Source organism: Enterococcus sp. DIV0213h (genome assembly GCF_051711285.1).
In the GTDB taxonomy this organism is placed as follows: domain Bacteria; phylum Bacillota; class Bacilli; order Lactobacillales; family Enterococcaceae; genus Enterococcus_D; species Enterococcus_D casseliflavus.
In genome coordinates this window covers 2,330,066-2,345,944 of the sequence record NZ_JBIOMH010000001.1, presented here as the reverse complement: position 1 = coordinate 2,345,944, position 15,879 = coordinate 2,330,066, and the positions used below count along the sequence as shown (strand labels likewise).

Sequence of the window (15,879 nt, the reverse complement as noted above, 5' to 3'; positions counted from 1 at the left end):
GCAAGATGGAGAAAAAAGAAGAACAGCTTTTAATAGACCTAACGACTGCACGTGGGGTTCCTGGGAATGAGGAGGAAGTGCGTGAAGTCTTTAAAGAATATGCCAAAGACTTTGCTGAAGATATCTTTTTTGATGGTTTAGGAAGTGTCATTGCCAAACATGTTGGTGATGGCGGTGGACCGAAAATTTTTATATCGGGACATATGGATGAAGTCGGCTTTATGGTAACTAAAATCACAGAAAAAGGCTTTATTGAATTCCAGACCCTTGGTGGTTGGTGGGGGCAAGTGATGCTGGCACAGCAAGTCGAGATCAAAACCAATGAAGGCAAATTGATCCACGGTGTCGTCGGTTCAAAACCACCCCATGTCTTGAGTCCAGAGACTCGAAATAAACCGTATGATATCAAAGATATGTTCATTGATATCGGCGCTTCAAGTGAAGAAGAAGCCAAAGGTTGGGGGATCCGTCCGGGCGATATGATCACACCTTATATCCAATACAAACGGATGAACGACAGCAAATTTTTATTAGCCAAAGCATGGGACAATCGCATCGGTACGGCGGTATCACTGCGGGTATTAGAAACCTTGGCAGCCGAAGGACATCCAAACTGCTTGTTTGCTGGCAGTGACGTGATGGAAGAAGTTGGCCTAAGAGGGGCGCGAACAAGCACTCACTTAGTGAATCCCGATATCGCGATCGCACTAGATACTGGTACCGCTGGGGACACACCTGGAATGACACCAAAAGAAGCGGATTCTGTGTTAGGCAAAGGCCCACAAGTCTTGATTTTCGATGCTTCCATGATTCCTCACAAGAAATTATTGAATTTTGTGATCGATGTCGCAGAAGAGATGGAAATTCCTTTCCAATATACCGTGATCACTGGTGGAGGAACCGATGCTGGTCAAATGCATTTGACTCGTGATGGAGTCCCTTCGATCGCTATTACCGTGCCCGTTCGTTACCTGCATTCTCATACTTCTGTCATTCATGAGGATGACTACTTCAATACAGTCAAGCTTGTGACGGAAGTGGTTCGCCGCTTAGACGATAAGACCGTTAAAGCATTGCGCAGTTATTAAGGTGAGTCTATGAGATCAAATACAATGATTCGAGAGACCGCCAAAAACTCCTTGCGCGGATTCTGGGGAACGTTCGTCTTAAGTATTTTAGCGACGGTTGCGGTACAAGCGGTGGTCAGCTCGCTTTTTAGTAGTATTGGGACTTCTTTTGGTGCAAACAATGCAGGGAGCTGGATCGATCTGATCTTGGACAATTTTGTCTTCTTTGCGTTTTCGGTAGCGTTGAGTATCATGGCACTCTATCTGGTTCGTGGCAGAGGAATCAACGTGGGGGATATTTTTCTCGTCTTTGATAAGCGTCTGTATGTACCGTTTTTGCTACTAAATTTAGTGAGCGCGCTTTTAAATTATCTTTTGAGTTTTGCGATTTTCTTGCCGCAGTTTGTCTTATCAGGGCTCAATCAATATTTGGACTTGGTATTCAATTTTAATCGGGGAATCTCTATTGATTTGGCGATGTTTAATGGCTCCCTGGCTTTTGTACTCGGGACTTTTCTCGCCATCATTTTGTTCTTCTTTTTGTCACAAGTCGTTACTGGTGTGATCCAATTAGCGATCTATCTGCGCTATGATCAACCGGAATTAGGGGTTCTTCAGTCAATTAAAGTGGCCTTTGCGCTCTTGCGTCCACATCTGGGTCAATACATTTGGCTACAGTTATCATTGATTGGTTGGTTTATTCTCGGCTTTTTGGCACTGATGATCGGGATGCTATGGGCAAACGCCTACGCTTATGCAGTCAATGCAGTATTTTATGAGGAATTGATCAATGAACAACGAGCGATGATCAGATAAACAAAAAAGACGATGGCCCATTGGTCTGGCTCCCTGCAGATAGAGTAAAAAACTCATTCATAGGGTTCTACCAATAGACGTCGTTTTTTTCTCGTTTTCTCGATCTTTTTTTGCAAAAAAATGGTCGGATTTTAGTCAAATCAGCTGAGATGTGATAGCATAAAAGAAGTAGAAAACCAGCTTGAGCCAAAGAGGAGGAAACACAAGTGAAAATAACTGTCTTAGGTTGTTTAGGTGCCTATCCGTATAATGGTGAAGGGACTACTGGCTATTTAATTGAGTCGGAAGGCTTTCATTTGCTGCTTGATGCGGGAAGCACCACCTTGGTCCAACTAGAAAAAATCCTTGATCCCTTAGACTTAGATGCAGTGATTCTGACGCATTACCATCACGATCATATTGCGGATCTAGGGGTATTGCAATACTATTGGCAATTATATCCAGGAAACGAAGAACGCCAGGTTTTGCCGATCTACGGACATGGGGAGGACACGGTTCATTTTGAAAGCCTGACGATGCCTGGAGTGACTCAAGGAATTGATTACCTCCAAACGGAGTCATTGGAATTGGGCCCGTTTACCATTACCTTTATGAAAACGATCCATCCAGTCACTTGCTATGCCATGCGATTTGTTGAGAAAAGCACAGGCAAGGTTTTTGTTTTTACAGGCGATTCTGGCTACTTAGAATCTTTTGTTCCGTTTGCACAAGGAGCTGACCTGTTTTTGGCAGATACCTATCTTTTTGCAGGCAATGAGCGGCACAAGGCTCATTTTACGTCAAAAGAAGCAGGCGAGATCGCCCATGCGGCGCAGGTAAAAAAATTAATGTTGACGCATTTGCCGCAACACGGTGATTTAGAACAGTTACGAGAAGAGGCTGCACTAGCTGCCAATGGGATCCCCGTTGAATTGGCGGCTGTTCAAAAAATAATTGAAATCATCTAATTAGGAGGAACGAATAGTATGCTTTTTGTACCGAACGAACTGAATGACCCACGCATCAATTTAGCCATCGAGATTTTTCTTCTTCAAGAAATGAAAGTGGATGAACCCATCTTACTTTTTTACATTAATGAACCATCGATTATCATTGGACGCAATCAAAATACGATCGAAGAGATCAATAAGGAATATGTGGATGAACATGGGATCCATGTCGTTCGTCGTTTCAGCGGCGGCGGTGCAGTCTATCATGATTTCGGAAACTTGAATTTCAGCTTTATTATGCCTGACGATGGGAATTCTTTCAGAGATTTTGAAAAACTGACCAAACCAATCGTCCAAGCTTTACATGAGATGGGGGTTGAAGGGGCGCAACTAAAAGGCCGCAACGACCTTGTGATCAATGACATGAAGTTTTCTGGGAATGCGATGTACGCAACAAATGGCCGGATGTTTGCTCATGGCACGATCATGTTTGACAGTGATATCAATGAAGTAGTTAACGCCTTGAAAGTCCGTAAAGACAAAATCGAATCAAAAGGCATCAAATCGATCCGTTCAAGAGTGACCAACATCAAACCATTCTTGCCAAAAGAGAAGCAAGACATGACGACTGAAGAGTTCCGTCAAGAAATCTTATTGAAGATTTTTGGTGTCGATTCCGTGGAAGACGTCAAAACCTATGAACTAACAGAAGAGGATTGGGTCAAGATCAATGAGATTTCCGATAAGTATTATCGTAACTGGGATTGGAATTACGGCAAATCACCAGCCTTTGATATCGAACGTCGTCATCGATTCCCGATCGGCTCCATCGAAGTTCGTTTAAATGTGGCAGAAGGAAAAATCACAGATGCCAAAATCTTTGGCGACTTTTTCGGCCTAGGGGACATTGCAGATGTAGAACAAGCACTGATCGGTACTCGTTATGCCAAAGAAGATTTGGCACAAGTCATTGCCAACATTGATGTCAAAAAATATTTTGGCAACATCACGACTGAAGATTTTCTTTCATTGATTTATTAATCAAAAAACGAAGCAGCCTTTTCCATCTGGCTGCTTCGTTTTTTATTAGTATGCGCGGGCGATCCAAACGGTGTGTTTGGCAGGTTTGCCGCTGACAATATCGACTGTTTTTTCCATTGGTGCTTCAAACGGAATGTTTCGGGTAGTAAAGCCAGTTTCTTCTTTGATTTTGGCCTCGGTTTCTTCCGAGCCATCCCAACCGATCAAAACAAAACCAGTCACTTTGTCTTCTTGTTTGCACGTTTCGATATGGGCTTTTAGTTCATCCAATGTATCGATGTTGGTGTACTCATTATCTTTGTTTCGTTCCTTCGCAGCTGCTAATAAACGTGGAGTCATTGCTTGTAATTCTTGGTCAACAAACGCTTCTAATTCCTCAAGCGCCACCGTTTGCTTGTCAGCTAGGTCACGGACTTTGACCATGACTTTGCCAGCTTCTAAATCTCTTGGGCCACATTCGATTCGCAAGCAAGCGCCTTTTAGTTCCCATTCATTGAATTTATAGCCAGGTGAGTTATCAGAATCATCCAAACGAACACGAATGCCCTTGGCTTTAAAGTTGGCATACAGTTCTTCTAATTTTTCTAAGATGGCTGGATTCTTTTTCCAAGGACCGACTGGTAACAACACAACTTGGGTTGGTGCAATGGTTGGTGGGAAAACTAAACCATTTTCATCGCCATGGGTCATGATCAAGGCACCTAACAAGCGGGTAGAGACACCCCAAGAGGTTGTGTGGGCATGGGTATGCTTGTTTTCTTTCGTTAAATACGTAATATCAAATGCTTCAGCAAATTTTGTAGCCATGTAGTGGCTGGTTCCTGCTTGGACTGCTTTGCCGTCTTTCATCATCGCTTCGATCGAATAAGTATCTACTGCCCCCGCAAAGCGCTCAGATGGGGTTTTTTGTCCACGATAAACAGGGATCGCTAGGAATTCTTCGCAAAGGCGGGCATATTCATCTAAGACTTTCATGGTGCGTTGACGAGCATCTTCTTCATTTTCATGAGCGGTATGACCTTCTTGCCATAAAAACTCTGAGGTACGCAAGAAAGGCAATGTTTTCTTTTCCCAACGAAAGACGTTTGCCCATTGATTGATTTCATAAGGCAGGTCACGGTAGGAGTTGATCCAATCAGAAAAGGCAGAGCCGATCATGGTTTCTGAGGTTGGACGCAAGGCCAAAGGTTCTTCCAGTTTTTCGTTGCCGACTTCTGTGACCCAAGGTAATTCAGGGGCAAAGCCTTCGATATGATCCGCTTCCTTCATAAAGAAATTTTGCGGAATCAGCATTGGGAAGTATGCATTGCGAATACCTTCTTTTTTCAAGAAACGATTGAACTCCTCTTGAATATGCTCCCAAAGTTCGAAGCCGTCAGGACGGAAAATAATGGAACCTTTCACTGGGGAGTAAGCCATCAATTCGGCTTTTTGAATCGTTTGGATATACCATTCTGTAAAATCATTTTTTTGTGTCATTGTTTTTCCTCCTTAAAAAAATAAAAAAGCATCTCGTCCTAAAAAGGACGAAATGCTTGGATTTCGCGGTACCACCTTTGTTGATTATCGATCGGGATAATCCAACTCGTAAAGGATAAGGCCTTTCCACCGACCGTTTTGCGGTCATTGCCATTGGGTAGGTTCATTTTATCAGCGGGTGTCGATTTTTCAGCTGCCATCGACTCTCTAAGACCATCATAAAATTACTATTCCAATGCTTGTTGCTGTTCTTTATCATGCTAAAGCGAAAAAGCGAAAAAAGCAAGAGTTTTTTCGCTTTTTCTTAAAATAGACCGTTTAACGTATCGGAGAAAAGGCAGTCAGTCAAAAGACAGCAGATCCGCTTTAGCGGCAAGTGTCAAACGCAAAAAATGAAAACCATCTGAATCCTCGATACGCATACTTCCTTGATAGACAAGACATATTTGTTCCAGCATTTGCACATCGGTATGGATCGCCTGTCGTTTTGCTTCGTCAGTTTGCAGTTTTTCTGCCTCATCCTCTGTCAAAATCGGCATTTGACAGTCGATATGTAGCTGTTCTTTTGTGTCAGTCACTTTCAACGAAAGCCTGCGATTTTGAGGATCTGTGACCGAACAGGTGTAGCGGATGGCGTACTCTAAGCAATGGGCGATCAAGGACAGACGATCATTTTCTTCCAATCGTTCCAGTGGTTCCGTGAGGTCATCGCAGGTAAGCGTGATTCTTTTTTGAGCGGCAGTGTGTTGATAATCAGCAAGCAGCATCGTCGTGATCGATTCTTTTTCAACCGCAGGGATCGTTAGCTGCTGCTTGATTTCTTCTTCAATCTCGCAAAGACCTTCATACGCAGCCGCTAGTTGTTCATCTTCTAACATGTCTTTAATGGTATGGGTTCTCTTTTTGATGGTTTGTAAAACTTGCTGCCATTGTGCCGTTTGATCTGGACCGATCGCCTGCTGATTTTCATATAATCGCACTTTGATGTCTGCTGTGTCGATCTGCTTATTTTTGCCTTCACTGGCAAAAAAGAGTTCGAGGAACCCATAACAAGTAAAAATAAGTATCAGTAAGAAAAAGATGATCGAGCGCCAATTGATGTCAGATTGCGGGAGGACTAAAATATCTTGGATATACAAGAACCCATGACCGATTGCCGCGACAACGATCCAAGGTGCACAAAGGACATAAAATTGATTCTTTTTTAACGCCTCATAAATCGCCGCAAATGAAGTCACAAAGGTGCTGGTGATATTTAATAAAAACAGATAGTTCATGACGACTGGCAAACTTTGTTTTTGAAAAAGTGCCAAAAACATGGCAAAGATCCCAAAGGAGTAGTGAACAAACAACCATTTCTGATAATACTTACGTACGAAGTGCATGTTTGTGTAGTAAAACCCAATCAAAAACATGGGCGTAATAATCGAAAGAAAATTTAACATAAATGAATTCACGATGGGAGAAAAAAGCAGTCCACCCAGCAGATCCCCGAAGCCTGCTTCTAAACCTGCACTTAAGGCAAAGCCACTGAATAAAATGGAAGATACTTTCAGCTTTCTTTGGTTGATAAAAGAAACGAAGAGATAAAATAAATTAAGGATACAAATAAATCCGGTAAATAGGAGGATATAGATATTCAAAATTGATAGACTAAAAACATAACCGATCAATGCATTGGCAGGACCGAAAAAGACTTCGGCTGGAAAGCCAGAATAGGTGTCAAAAGGACTAGTCACGTAGATCTTCAACGTCTTTCCAACGTAATCCTCTGGCAATGTGATAAAAGATAAGGTTTTGCCAGGATGGTTGAAGGTCAATGAATGTTCGGCAGCTTCATTGGTATAAATTTCTTGATCATCCAAATAGACGGTCATGTGTTGATGATCGCCAATCAGCAGCATCGTTGGATATTTGTATTCATTGGTCATTTTTCGCTGCATGACAAATCGCTCATTGGCTTTTACGCTAGGTAAATATTTCACATAACGGCTAATAAAAGTAGAATCAGGATTGTCTTCCGCATAAAAAATCCAATCTTCCTTCTTCTCCACGGTATGGTTATCAGAAGTAGGAGATAGGAAGAGTATAAGAAAAAAACCGATGCTTCCTAGCAAAAATAGAACGAGTAGGATAAAGGGAATCCAACGTTTAAAAAAGAACTTGTTATTTAAAAAAAGCATACTTTTTCTCCTATGTTTTTTAATCGCCTTTAGCATAATATAAATAGTAAAATAAAGTCAAATAATAATCAGAAAAAATACGCATAAAAATTCAATGAATCGTTTTTAAATATTTGAAAAAAATTTAAATATGTTATAGAATCGAAAAAGAAACTGAGCCTTAGAAGGAGAAAAGAAAATGAAACTTTTGCCAAAACAAAGTATCATGCTCTCACTTTTTGTATTGTTGTTTATGCTGATTTCTGTTTTAGCGGTCGTGATTCCTCATGCGTTTGGTTTCACAATGGCCATCGTTAACAGCGATGCAATGGAACCTACATATTCCGAAGGGACATTACTTTTTGTTAAAAAGGCTTCAGAAGACAATTTGGTCGTTGGTAATGAAGTGACCTATTATGTCGATCACGGCAGACAGATGCGCACACGGCGAATCGTTGCAGTGGGAGAAAACCAATCGGTGCTTTATACGATCGGTGATAACCAAAGCCAGATGGAACCAAAAGAAATCCAAAAAAGCCAATTGATTGGGCAACCCATTTTTTATATCCCTAAAGTAGGGGCTTGGCTCAATCAAACGACGATCCAGCTTTTTAAAAACATGTATTTCCTTTTCGCAATGTATATTTTAGTGACCACCTTGTTTGTAACGCTCTATCAAATCAAATCTGGATCCATAAAAAAATCAATCATCTCTTAGCCATAAGAAGGAAAAAGCCAAAGAAACGGCAGTGTTTCTTTGGCTTTTTCTCTTTTTCCCCTTTATAAGAGCAGTGTTCCAGCGAGGCCGATTATCAGACAAAAAGATAGAAAGAGCATATCGGCGAAAGTGATGCGAAATGACTTGGCGTAGGTTCGCTTTGCCTCGCTGTCAAATCCTCTTGAAAGCATCGCAGTCGCCAAGAGCTCAGACCAACGAATCGATTTGACCAGTAAAGGGATCAGCATCTTGAATGAAAATAGATTGACGGGGATTCCTCTAGAACGCATGCTATTACGGATATTCTGATACTCGGCTGGAATGATGGGCGCAATTTGAAACGCAGCGAGCAGACCATAGGCAAAAACGGCGGGGAGTCGCAGCTGTTGCTGCAGCGAATAAATCAGCTCATTGATCGTGGTCGATACACTGAAAGAACTACCCAACATACCAAAGCAATAGATACGGCTTGCCATGTCAAGTCCATAGCGCATAGCTGCTGCTGAGGAGGAGCCACCTTGGTTGTCCTGGTAGTAAAGGAGTCCGGTGAAAAAGACCCCCACAGCTGCCAAGGTCAATGCAGAAACAAGCAAAAGGCTTTTTTTCAAAGAGCGTTCGTTTACAGAAACAGCAAAGAACAGGACACAGAGTAGCAGATTCAATCTGAAATTATTTTGAAAAGAAACCAGTAAGGCGAGTCCTAAAATGGCGAATAACTTGACTGTCGGGTTGAGGGTGCGCATCTATGTCCTCCTTTTCATAATGATTAAAATCAATGATTTGTGAACAAAATGCTTCCAATAATAAGACATCGTGACTAACGATCAAAACCAAGGTGCCGCTTGCGGCTTTTTCGGTTAACAACTGCATGACCTGCCAAGCTTGCTTGACATCTTGGCCATAGGTCGGTTCATCCACCAACAGTAATTTGACTGGTCGCTGCAATAAAGCTGCTACTGCCAAGCGTCTTTGCTGGCCTTGGCTGAGTAGAAAAGGGGACTGAGTGCTCTTGTTTTGTAGTCGCAATTTTTCCAGCAGTTTGTCACTCTCGGTCGCTGCACGTCCTTGGCTAAACTCCTGTGCCACTGTAGCAGCCAAAAACTGGTCCTGCGGATTTTGCATGATCCAGCTGATGGACCGAAAAGGGGAGGGATGCTTCTTGATTGGATCCCCGCACAGGCGAATGGTTCCTGAGTACGCCTGCTGCTGCAAGATCGCTTTTAAAAACGAAGATTTGCCGCTGCCGCTACGTCCGGTGAGCCCAATCATTGTCCCACTATCAAAGGTAAGATTCGGAAAAACAATCGCTTGGTTACGGATCGGCAGGCGAAAATCTTGAAAAGATAGCCGCTCTTTTGCAGAAAGTTTCTTAATCTCAACAGGCGGTAGTGACCTGCGCAGCTCCTGATCGAGTGTGCGCATCTTATCTTGATCAACGGATCTGAATCCTTCTTCAATCAGCAGCCACTCAGCTACCCAGTCAGCAGTTTCTTTGATTTGATGGTCGATCAGTAAGATGCCAATGGCATGTTGCTTTTGGAGCTGTCGCAGTTTTCGAATGACTTTTTGACTTGTGTCGGCGTCCAAATTGGCAAATGGTTCATCCAAAAGCAAGTAGCGACTCTTTAAAATCAGACAACAAGCCAATGCTACTAACTGTTTCTCACCGCCAGACAAGGTCGTAAAGGGCTGATCGGCAAGATGGCTGATCTCGCAAAACGTCAAGGCTTCCGCTACTTTTTTTGGCATGTCGGCTTGGGGAATACATTGATTTTCAAGACAAAACAGTAGTTCTTCTCGAGGCGTGGCCATACAAAATTGCATATCTGGATTTTGAAACAGTAAGCTGATCGACGTGCTTCTTTCTCGAATGGAAAGCTGGTTTAGCATTCGGTCATCGATCGTATAGGTTCCTTCTTCAAACCCTTTCTCGTTAAGCCCCGCTAAGAGGTGGAAAAGAGTGCTTTTTCCTGTTCCTGAAGCACCATAGATTCCTTTTGTTTCTCCGGGGGCTAAAGACAGTGTCAGATCAAGCCGTTTTTGATCCACGAAAAAGCAGCCGTTTTTCACGAGCAGGCTCATGCCGCTTCTCGTTTGGCGCTAATGGTTTGGTCTTCAGCAATCGGGTAACTGTTGAGAACGCCCATGCGTGTCAGATGGTCACAGACGATCTTGACCAAAAAGGCGGAAAAGAATAAAGAAGAAAGCAAGCGAATAATAAAAATCACCACCAACAACTGCCATTGCAAGTCAACGAAATTTGACCGAATGATCCCCCAAAGAAAACTCGTGATCGTGGCGCCAATGGCACCAGTGATCAAAGGGAACCAGCCATAGCGACGGTAGCCACCTAATGCAAAGCCAGCTTCTGTTCCAATCCCTTGTACAAACCCGCTGATAAAAATAATCGGTCCATAAAAATTCCCCATAAACACTTCTAAAAGTGCGGCGATCATCTCAGTGATCGTTGCTGCGCCCGGTTTGCGCAGCACATAGCCAGCAAAAGCCGCTGCCATGAACCAAACCCCGAAAATAAACTCATTTGCTAAAACAGACAAACCAAAGGGTGTTAAAAGCGTTCCTAACAACAGCCCAAAATGAACAGCGCCCAAATAGATCACGCCAAAAATCAACGAAGCGATCCCCACCATAATGACATCTTTTAAGACCCATTTAGTCATGCGACACCGCCTTCTTTTTGGAAGGACTGTTGACTGAGACCGTTGCTTCTAACACATAATGGGGAAGATGGTCATGGGCATACGCTAATGCCGCTTCAAAATACCCAAAGAGTTGGTTGGCCGTTCCCGTCAGCATCGTGACATAATGGGCGGAGCGAGGCGCCAAACCATAGGTTTCTGCCAGTTGGACGATGGTGGCGATCTCTTCCATATAATTGTTTTCCCCAAATACATAAAACGAATATTTACACTCCACGTCAAACGTACCATTCATAAGATTGCTTGCTTTATTGGGTTGTGCCTGTTCTCCATTCAAAAACGCGTCACCTGCAGAATCGCCAGGACAGCCCTTAGAAAAAGTAAACTCACCCACGAGGTGTGTCTTGGATTCGTAAGCGTTGATAAATAGCCCAGCTGCCGCATCGACAACACTTGGGGCTTCCCCTCGGAAAAGGGTGCTGAACAGATCGGTTTGCTGCCAAACAGCTGTTGTATCCGTCCGCTCAATGCTCGCTACGATTTGTTGCGCGAAGTGGTCTTTCATGGGGTACAAACTTACTCGGCACCCAGTGATATCGATCCCGCCTGCGGCACAGGCGATTGGTTCATTTGTCATTTTCTCTTCTCCTCTCGATGGTTTTTCTGTCTACAAAAAAAGCGTTCCTCCTTTTTCTATCCACACGTAGACAGAAAAAATGGGAACGCGAAAAATCATGCGCTGCCACTTCCCTACGTTGGTACTAACCAAATCAGGTTCTAAGGGACCAGACTTACGTCTATCTCAGCATAAAGCGCCCCTAGTGGATAATCTTCTATTCAATTACCCCTCGAGTGTAGCACAGGACCCAGCAAAGGACAATAAAAAGAGATGTTCGACGATTGAAAAAAATCAGCAGAGCAATTCTTTCAAGAAAATTTCTTCACTGATATCTGTGGTGGTACATATGAAGGTTTTTACATATAAAAAAACAAGTGAAAAAGCGGTTGACAGGTTGCAAATAGTTGTGTAAAGTATAAAACCGATGGTAAAACGTAAACGTTACGTTTTGTTCTTATAAATCGTAATTGATTTATCAGTATTTTACCAAGGGAAAGAAAAAGAGGAAAAATAAAAGGAGTGTAGTTAGAAAATGAAGAAGTTTTTTAAAATAACGATGTTATCAGCAGTAGCCCTCGCATTGGCTGCCTGTGGTCAAGGTGGTTCTGACGCTACGGAGCAGTCAGGAAACGCCTCTTCTGAGAATGAACAAATTCAGGTCATGGCCACGTTTTATCCGATATATGATTTTACACGCCAAGTCGTAGGGGAGGAAGGGCAGGTCGAATTATTGATGCCCGCAGGCACTGATTCCCACGACTACGAACCTTCTGCAAAGGACATGGCAAAGATCCAAGATGCGGATGTCTTTGTCTACAACAATGAAAACATGGAAATGTGGGTTCCTTCGATTGAAGCTACGTTAAATGATGGAGATGTGACAGTGGTCAAAGCCACAGAAGGAATGGTCTTACTTCCAGGAGACGAGGATCATGATCATGACCACGATCATGGCGATGATGGTCATTCCCATGAATTGGATCCCCATGTTTGGTTAGCACCAAGCTTAGCTATGAAACAAGTAGAGGCGATCCGTGACCAACTAAGTGAGGCTTATCCAGCGAAAGCGACAGCCTTTGCTGAAAATGCTGCGAATTATTTAGCGAAGTTACAAGAGCTTCATGCGTCTTATGAAGAAGCGTTTAGCAATCCAGCGCAAAATCACTTCGTGACCCAGCACGCAGCTTTTGGTTATTTGGCATTGGAATACGGGTTGAACCAAGTACCGATCTCTGGTCTTTCACCAAGCGAGGAACCTTCCGCTTCACGAATCGCAGAACTAAAAGAGTTCGTTCAAGAAACAGGTATCCAAACGATTTACTTTGAAGAAAATGCCAAAGACAGCATTGCACGAACGTTAGCTTCAGAAGCAGGTGTCGAACTGGCTGTCTTGAATCCATTAGAAGGGTTGACCCAAGAACAAATGGATAACGGGGAAGACTATATTTCGATCATGGAACAAAACCGTGATGCCTTGAGAAAAACGACCGATGTAGCAAATGACAAAGAAATAGCGGAAGCCGAAAAAGAAAAAACGGTTTATAACGGCTATTTCGAGGATGCAGATGTTCAAGATCGTCCCTTATCTGATTGGGCAGGAGAATGGCAATCCGTGTATCCATTTTTACAAGACGGAACATTAGACCAAGTGTTTGATTATAAAGCAAAAATGGACAAGAAAATGACGGCTGACGAATACAAAGAGTATTATACGACCGGTTATCAAACAGATGTTGCTCAGATCAAGATCACAGACAATACAATGACGTTTATCTTCGATGATGGTACGAAGAAAGAAGCAAATTATGTGTATACTGGCAAAGAGATTTTGAACTATTCCGCTGGTAATCGGGGCGTACGTTTCTTGTTTGAAAGCACTGACGAAGATGCGGCATTCAAATACATCCAATTCAGCGACCATATGATCGCACCAAGTGCGTCCCATCATTTCCATATCTACTTTGGCAATGATAGTCATGAAGCCTTATTAGAAGAAATGGATCATTGGCCAACCTATTATCCAACTGGGATGAGCGGATTAGAAATTGCACAGGAAATGCTTTCCCATTAAAAAAAAGATTGACAATCCTCGCTCTTTTCGTCAAAGTAAACTTGATAGGAAGGAGCGAGAATTTTTTTGGAAAAAACATTGAAGAAATTAGCAAAAGTGATTGACCGTATGATGGATCACGTTGATTTGTATGGCGGACCAAGTGTGGTTAGTGACGACGATCTTGAACACTACTTAGATCCTGTTTTTTACTTGATCTTTTGCGCGGAAACAGATGGTGGCATGACTAAATTAAAAGACAAAGTCTTTGTCGAATCGGTGTATACCGAAATGCTGCCTCAAGAAGTACCGTACAGTTTAAATTTTCTTCCGTTTGCCAAAACAGCCATTGAAGACTTTTATTACTGCATGTATAAAGAAAAGCATATCACCAAAACACAATACCAAGAAATCGCCTTTGTATTGGCTGAAAAACAACCTATCTTTTTCGCACGGATGTCCAAACCCCAGTTTTGGTCAGCTGAAAAGAAAGAAGCGATGTTAGCGATGATTCAAGACACCGATCCTGAAGAACATGAACTATTGCCCGTTGATGACCCGCGTATTGCTGCAATCTCGCCAAAAATCGTCCCATTTCCAACGAAACATACGGCCTTTGATGAAGCGGCGAATAGACCAGTCGCCTATCAGATCCGTATTGATTTAGAAGGATACCGTCCGCCAATTTGGCGTCGTTTGATCATTCCTGCAGGGCTGACTTATGAGCAGCTGCATATTTTGATCCAGATTGCCTTTGAGTGGATGAATCAACATTTGTACTTGTTTATTGCCGGTTCGAAATCGATCGGCTTAGGCAATTCCGTACCAACGGATGCTTCCGGTATTGACCAAGATTTTCAGTATTGCAAGTCCATGACCTACATTTATGATATGGGGGCAGATTGGACACATAAGATCAAAATTGAAAAAGTGTTGACGACAGAAGATCACCCAGATCCCGTCGTTCCAGTTTGTATCAAAGCTGTTGGCGATGTTCCAATTGAAGATGCCTTTGATGACGATTTCCGAGAACCACTGGATCGCGAGATCATCAATGAAATGTTACTCGATTATTGGGAAACAGGAGAATATGTTTAGCGATCAGCTAGAAGACTGTATCGTAACTCTGCAAGACTATCAATGACAACCACCAGACCCTAGCGGTTCTGGTGGTTTTTTAGTCTTCTGTCAAAGACGCTTCTTGATATATTCTGTCATCGGTTTTGTGTAGCTCAAGAAATTTTTTGGTTGAGATCGTCCATCATTGATCCGATTGGCTAGGAGATAACCGATATAAGGCCCGGTCGTTAACCCAGAAGAACCAAGTCCACTGGCGGCGAACAAATTCGTTTCATCAGGCACTTCCCCAAAGAACGGCGCAAAATCAGAAGTATAGGCACGTGTGCCAACGCGCATGGTCACAGGCGTGGCAAAGAGTGCTTCGGGATCTTCAAGAAAAGCACCGATTCCTGTCATCAATTGCTGCTTGGCAGCTTCCGTAGGCGTCAGATCCCAACCAGCATCATTTTCATGCGTAGCGCCTAATAAAATTTGACCATTTGAGAAGGGGATCAAGTCGCCTTCACCCTCTAGCATGGCGACTGGCCAATTATCTGTCGGCAAGTTGGCAGCAAAGGAAAGCAATTGGCCTTTTTGCGGACGAATATCAACGTGATACCCCAAAGGTGATAACAAGTCTAACAATCCAGGTCCAGCTGTCAGACAAAGAACCTCCGCCTCAAGGAGTTGATCCTTTGCTTTGATTTGCCAGTGGCTGTCCTTTCTTAAAATCTCGGCTTTTTCTTCGATAAAAGTGACTTGCTGCTGTAAGGCAACTCCTTTTACGTGCGCAAGATAAGCACGACCATCTAAACGACCACCTCCTGAGATCCGTAATGAGGACATTTCCTTCAATAATGGCAGTGCCTCTTTGGTTTGTGGTCCTGTCAGCAAATCGATCTCGCCGATTTCTGGGGCTTCTTTGCGGCGACTCACAGCCAGATCTGCCAGCTCCTGAAGCGCGTTTTCGGGACGCACCACCAACGTGCCACAGGGGGCATAGATGGATTCATCTAATGCAAAATCCTGCACCAATTGTGGGAAAAACGCGGCACCGTCTTGTGCAAGCTGGTACCATTTTTTATTGCGACGTTTGGAGAGCCAAGGGGAGATGATGCCAGCACTAGCAGACGTTGCTTGTCCGATAAGGGAATCAACGACAGTCACGTCAAATTTGGTTTTATCAAGATAATTGGCGAGGGTCAATCCAATGATCCCACCGCCGATAATCACAACTTTTTTCATAGTAGAAGACTCCTTTGGTTGATTTCAATGAAAA

At 43.2% G+C, this 15,879-nt stretch carries 14 protein-coding genes, 1 riboswitch and 1 other annotated feature; of the genes, 7 read left to right on the top strand and 7 right to left on the bottom strand.

Going from position 1 to position 15,879, the window contains the following annotated elements:
• The first annotated feature begins 5 nt into the window (after window positions 1-5).
• The 4 genes from IGI77_RS10780 to IGI77_RS10765 all read left to right on the top strand — a co-directional run bounded on the left by IGI77_RS10780 (window position 6) and on the right by IGI77_RS10765 (window position 3,853).
• The gene (locus IGI77_RS10780) at window positions 6-1,088 is read left to right on the top strand and encodes a M42 family metallopeptidase (protein ID WP_010749523.1); all 1,083 of its coding nucleotides are present in this window, start codon (window positions 6-8) and stop codon (window positions 1,086-1,088) included.
• Window positions 1,089-1,097: 9 nt separating this feature from the next.
• Complete coding sequence (locus IGI77_RS10775; RefSeq protein ID WP_249641247.1) at window positions 1,098-1,883, top strand: DUF975 family protein; 786 nt, start codon at window positions 1,098-1,100, stop codon at window positions 1,881-1,883.
• Between the two features lie 206 nt (window positions 1,884-2,089).
• Window positions 2,090-2,830 carry an MBL fold metallo-hydrolase gene (locus IGI77_RS10770; protein ID WP_005229857.1) on the top strand — a complete coding sequence of 247 codons (741 nt, stop codon included), beginning with the start codon at window positions 2,090-2,092 and terminating at the stop codon, window positions 2,828-2,830.
• A gap of 18 nt (window positions 2,831-2,848) precedes the next feature.
• Window positions 2,849-3,853, top strand: a complete 1,005-nt coding sequence (locus IGI77_RS10765) for a lipoate--protein ligase (protein ID WP_087627656.1) — start codon at window positions 2,849-2,851, stop codon at window positions 3,851-3,853.
• A gap of 45 nt (window positions 3,854-3,898) precedes the next feature.
• Here the strand turns inward: IGI77_RS10765 and proS are convergent, their stop codons facing one another.
• On the bottom strand, window positions 3,899-5,332 hold the full coding sequence (proS, locus tag IGI77_RS10760) for a proline--tRNA ligase (RefSeq protein ID WP_438770014.1): 1,434 nt from the start codon (window positions 5,330-5,332) through the stop codon (window positions 3,899-3,901).
• Window positions 5,333-5,372: 40 nt separating this feature from the next.
• Window positions 5,373-5,577 (bottom strand) — a binding site (T-box leader).
• A gap of 96 nt (window positions 5,578-5,673) precedes the next feature.
• Window positions 5,674-7,551, bottom strand: coding sequence for an SNG1 family protein (locus IGI77_RS10755; RefSeq protein WP_218212621.1), 1,878 nt, complete (start codon window positions 7,549-7,551; stop codon window positions 5,674-5,676).
• 142 nt (window positions 7,552-7,693) lie between these two features.
• On the opposite strand from IGI77_RS10755, the gene IGI77_RS10750 reads away from it, so the two are divergent.
• A complete protein-coding gene (locus IGI77_RS10750; protein WP_016610953.1) occupies window positions 7,694-8,212 on the top strand; it encodes a S24/S26 family peptidase in 519 nt (172 codons plus the stop codon).
• Window positions 8,213-8,274: 62 nt separating this feature from the next.
• Here the strand turns inward: IGI77_RS10750 and IGI77_RS10745 are convergent, their stop codons facing one another.
• Genes IGI77_RS10745 through IGI77_RS10730 form a run of 4 tightly spaced genes read right to left on the bottom strand, consistent with a single transcriptional unit; the run spans window position 8,275 to window position 11,509 of the window.
• Window positions 8,275-8,955 (bottom strand): energy-coupling factor transporter transmembrane component T, encoded by a 681-nt coding sequence (locus IGI77_RS10745; RefSeq protein WP_051095383.1) that lies wholly within the window; start codon window positions 8,953-8,955, stop codon window positions 8,275-8,277.
• Window positions 8,882-10,294 (bottom strand): ABC transporter ATP-binding protein, encoded by a 1,413-nt coding sequence (locus IGI77_RS10740; RefSeq protein WP_438770013.1) that lies wholly within the window; start codon window positions 10,292-10,294, stop codon window positions 8,882-8,884. The genes IGI77_RS10745 and IGI77_RS10740 overlap by 74 nt, the downstream gene beginning before the upstream one ends.
• Window positions 10,291-10,893 carry an ECF transporter S component gene (locus tag IGI77_RS10735; RefSeq protein WP_010749530.1) on the bottom strand — a complete coding sequence of 201 codons (603 nt, stop codon included), beginning with the start codon at window positions 10,891-10,893 and terminating at the stop codon, window positions 10,291-10,293. The genes IGI77_RS10740 and IGI77_RS10735 overlap by 4 nt, the downstream gene beginning before the upstream one ends.
• A complete protein-coding gene (locus tag IGI77_RS10730; protein WP_438770012.1) occupies window positions 10,886-11,509 on the bottom strand; it encodes a YkoF family thiamine/hydroxymethylpyrimidine-binding protein in 624 nt (207 codons plus the stop codon). Before IGI77_RS10730 ends, IGI77_RS10735 begins: the two co-directional genes overlap by 8 nt.
• 93 nt (window positions 11,510-11,602) lie before the next feature.
• Window positions 11,603-11,702, bottom strand: a riboswitch (TPP riboswitch).
• A 321-nt stretch (window positions 11,703-12,023) separates the two neighbouring features.
• On the opposite strand from IGI77_RS10730, the gene IGI77_RS10725 reads away from it, so the two are divergent.
• Complete coding sequence (locus IGI77_RS10725) at window positions 12,024-13,562, top strand: metal ABC transporter solute-binding protein, Zn/Mn family (protein WP_438770011.1); 1,539 nt, start codon at window positions 12,024-12,026, stop codon at window positions 13,560-13,562.
• A 66-nt stretch (window positions 13,563-13,628) separates the two neighbouring features.
• Window positions 13,629-14,639 carry a plasmid pRiA4b ORF-3 family protein gene (locus tag IGI77_RS10720; RefSeq protein ID WP_218212614.1) on the top strand — a complete coding sequence of 337 codons (1,011 nt, stop codon included), beginning with the start codon at window positions 13,629-13,631 and terminating at the stop codon, window positions 14,637-14,639.
• Between the two features lie 90 nt (window positions 14,640-14,729).
• Here the strand turns inward: IGI77_RS10720 and IGI77_RS10715 are convergent, their stop codons facing one another.
• Complete coding sequence (locus IGI77_RS10715) at window positions 14,730-15,845, bottom strand: NAD(P)/FAD-dependent oxidoreductase (protein ID WP_438770010.1); 1,116 nt, start codon at window positions 15,843-15,845, stop codon at window positions 14,730-14,732.
• Window positions 15,846-15,879: the final 34 nt, after the last annotated feature.

What these genes read in the sequence shown, in the direction of transcription:
- IGI77_RS10780 (WP_010749523.1), top strand. Translation starts at nt 6, where the DNA reads ATGGAGAAAAAAGAAGAACAGCTTTTAATAGACCTAACGACTGCACGT.
- IGI77_RS10775 (WP_249641247.1), top strand. Translation starts at nt 1,098, where the DNA reads ATGAGATCAAATACAATGATTCGAGAGACCGCCAAAAACTCCTTGCGC.
- IGI77_RS10765 (WP_087627656.1), top strand. Translation starts at nt 2,849, where the DNA reads ATGCTTTTTGTACCGAACGAACTGAATGACCCACGCATCAATTTAGCC.
- proS (WP_438770014.1), bottom strand. Translation starts at nt 5,332, where the DNA reads ATGACACAAAAAAATGATTTTACAGAATGGTATATCCAAACGATTCAA.
- IGI77_RS10755 (WP_218212621.1), bottom strand. Translation starts at nt 7,551, where the DNA reads ATGCTAAAGGCGATTAAAAAACATAGGAGAAAAAGTATGCTTTTTTTA.
- IGI77_RS10750 (WP_016610953.1), top strand. Translation starts at nt 7,694, where the DNA reads ATGAAACTTTTGCCAAAACAAAGTATCATGCTCTCACTTTTTGTATTG.
- IGI77_RS10745 (WP_051095383.1), bottom strand. Translation starts at nt 8,955, where the DNA reads ATGCGCACCCTCAACCCGACAGTCAAGTTATTCGCCATTTTAGGACTC.
- IGI77_RS10740 (WP_438770013.1), bottom strand. Translation starts at nt 10,294, where the DNA reads ATGAGCCTGCTCGTGAAAAACGGCTGCTTTTTCGTGGATCAAAAACGG.
- IGI77_RS10735 (WP_010749530.1), bottom strand. Translation starts at nt 10,893, where the DNA reads ATGACTAAATGGGTCTTAAAAGATGTCATTATGGTGGGGATCGCTTCG.
- IGI77_RS10730 (WP_438770012.1), bottom strand. Translation starts at nt 11,509, where the DNA reads ATGACAAATGAACCAATCGCCTGTGCCGCAGGCGGGATCGATATCACT.
- IGI77_RS10725 (WP_438770011.1), top strand. Translation starts at nt 12,024, where the DNA reads ATGAAGAAGTTTTTTAAAATAACGATGTTATCAGCAGTAGCCCTCGCA.
- IGI77_RS10715 (WP_438770010.1), bottom strand. Translation starts at nt 15,845, where the DNA reads ATGAAAAAAGTTGTGATTATCGGCGGTGGGATCATTGGATTGACCCTC.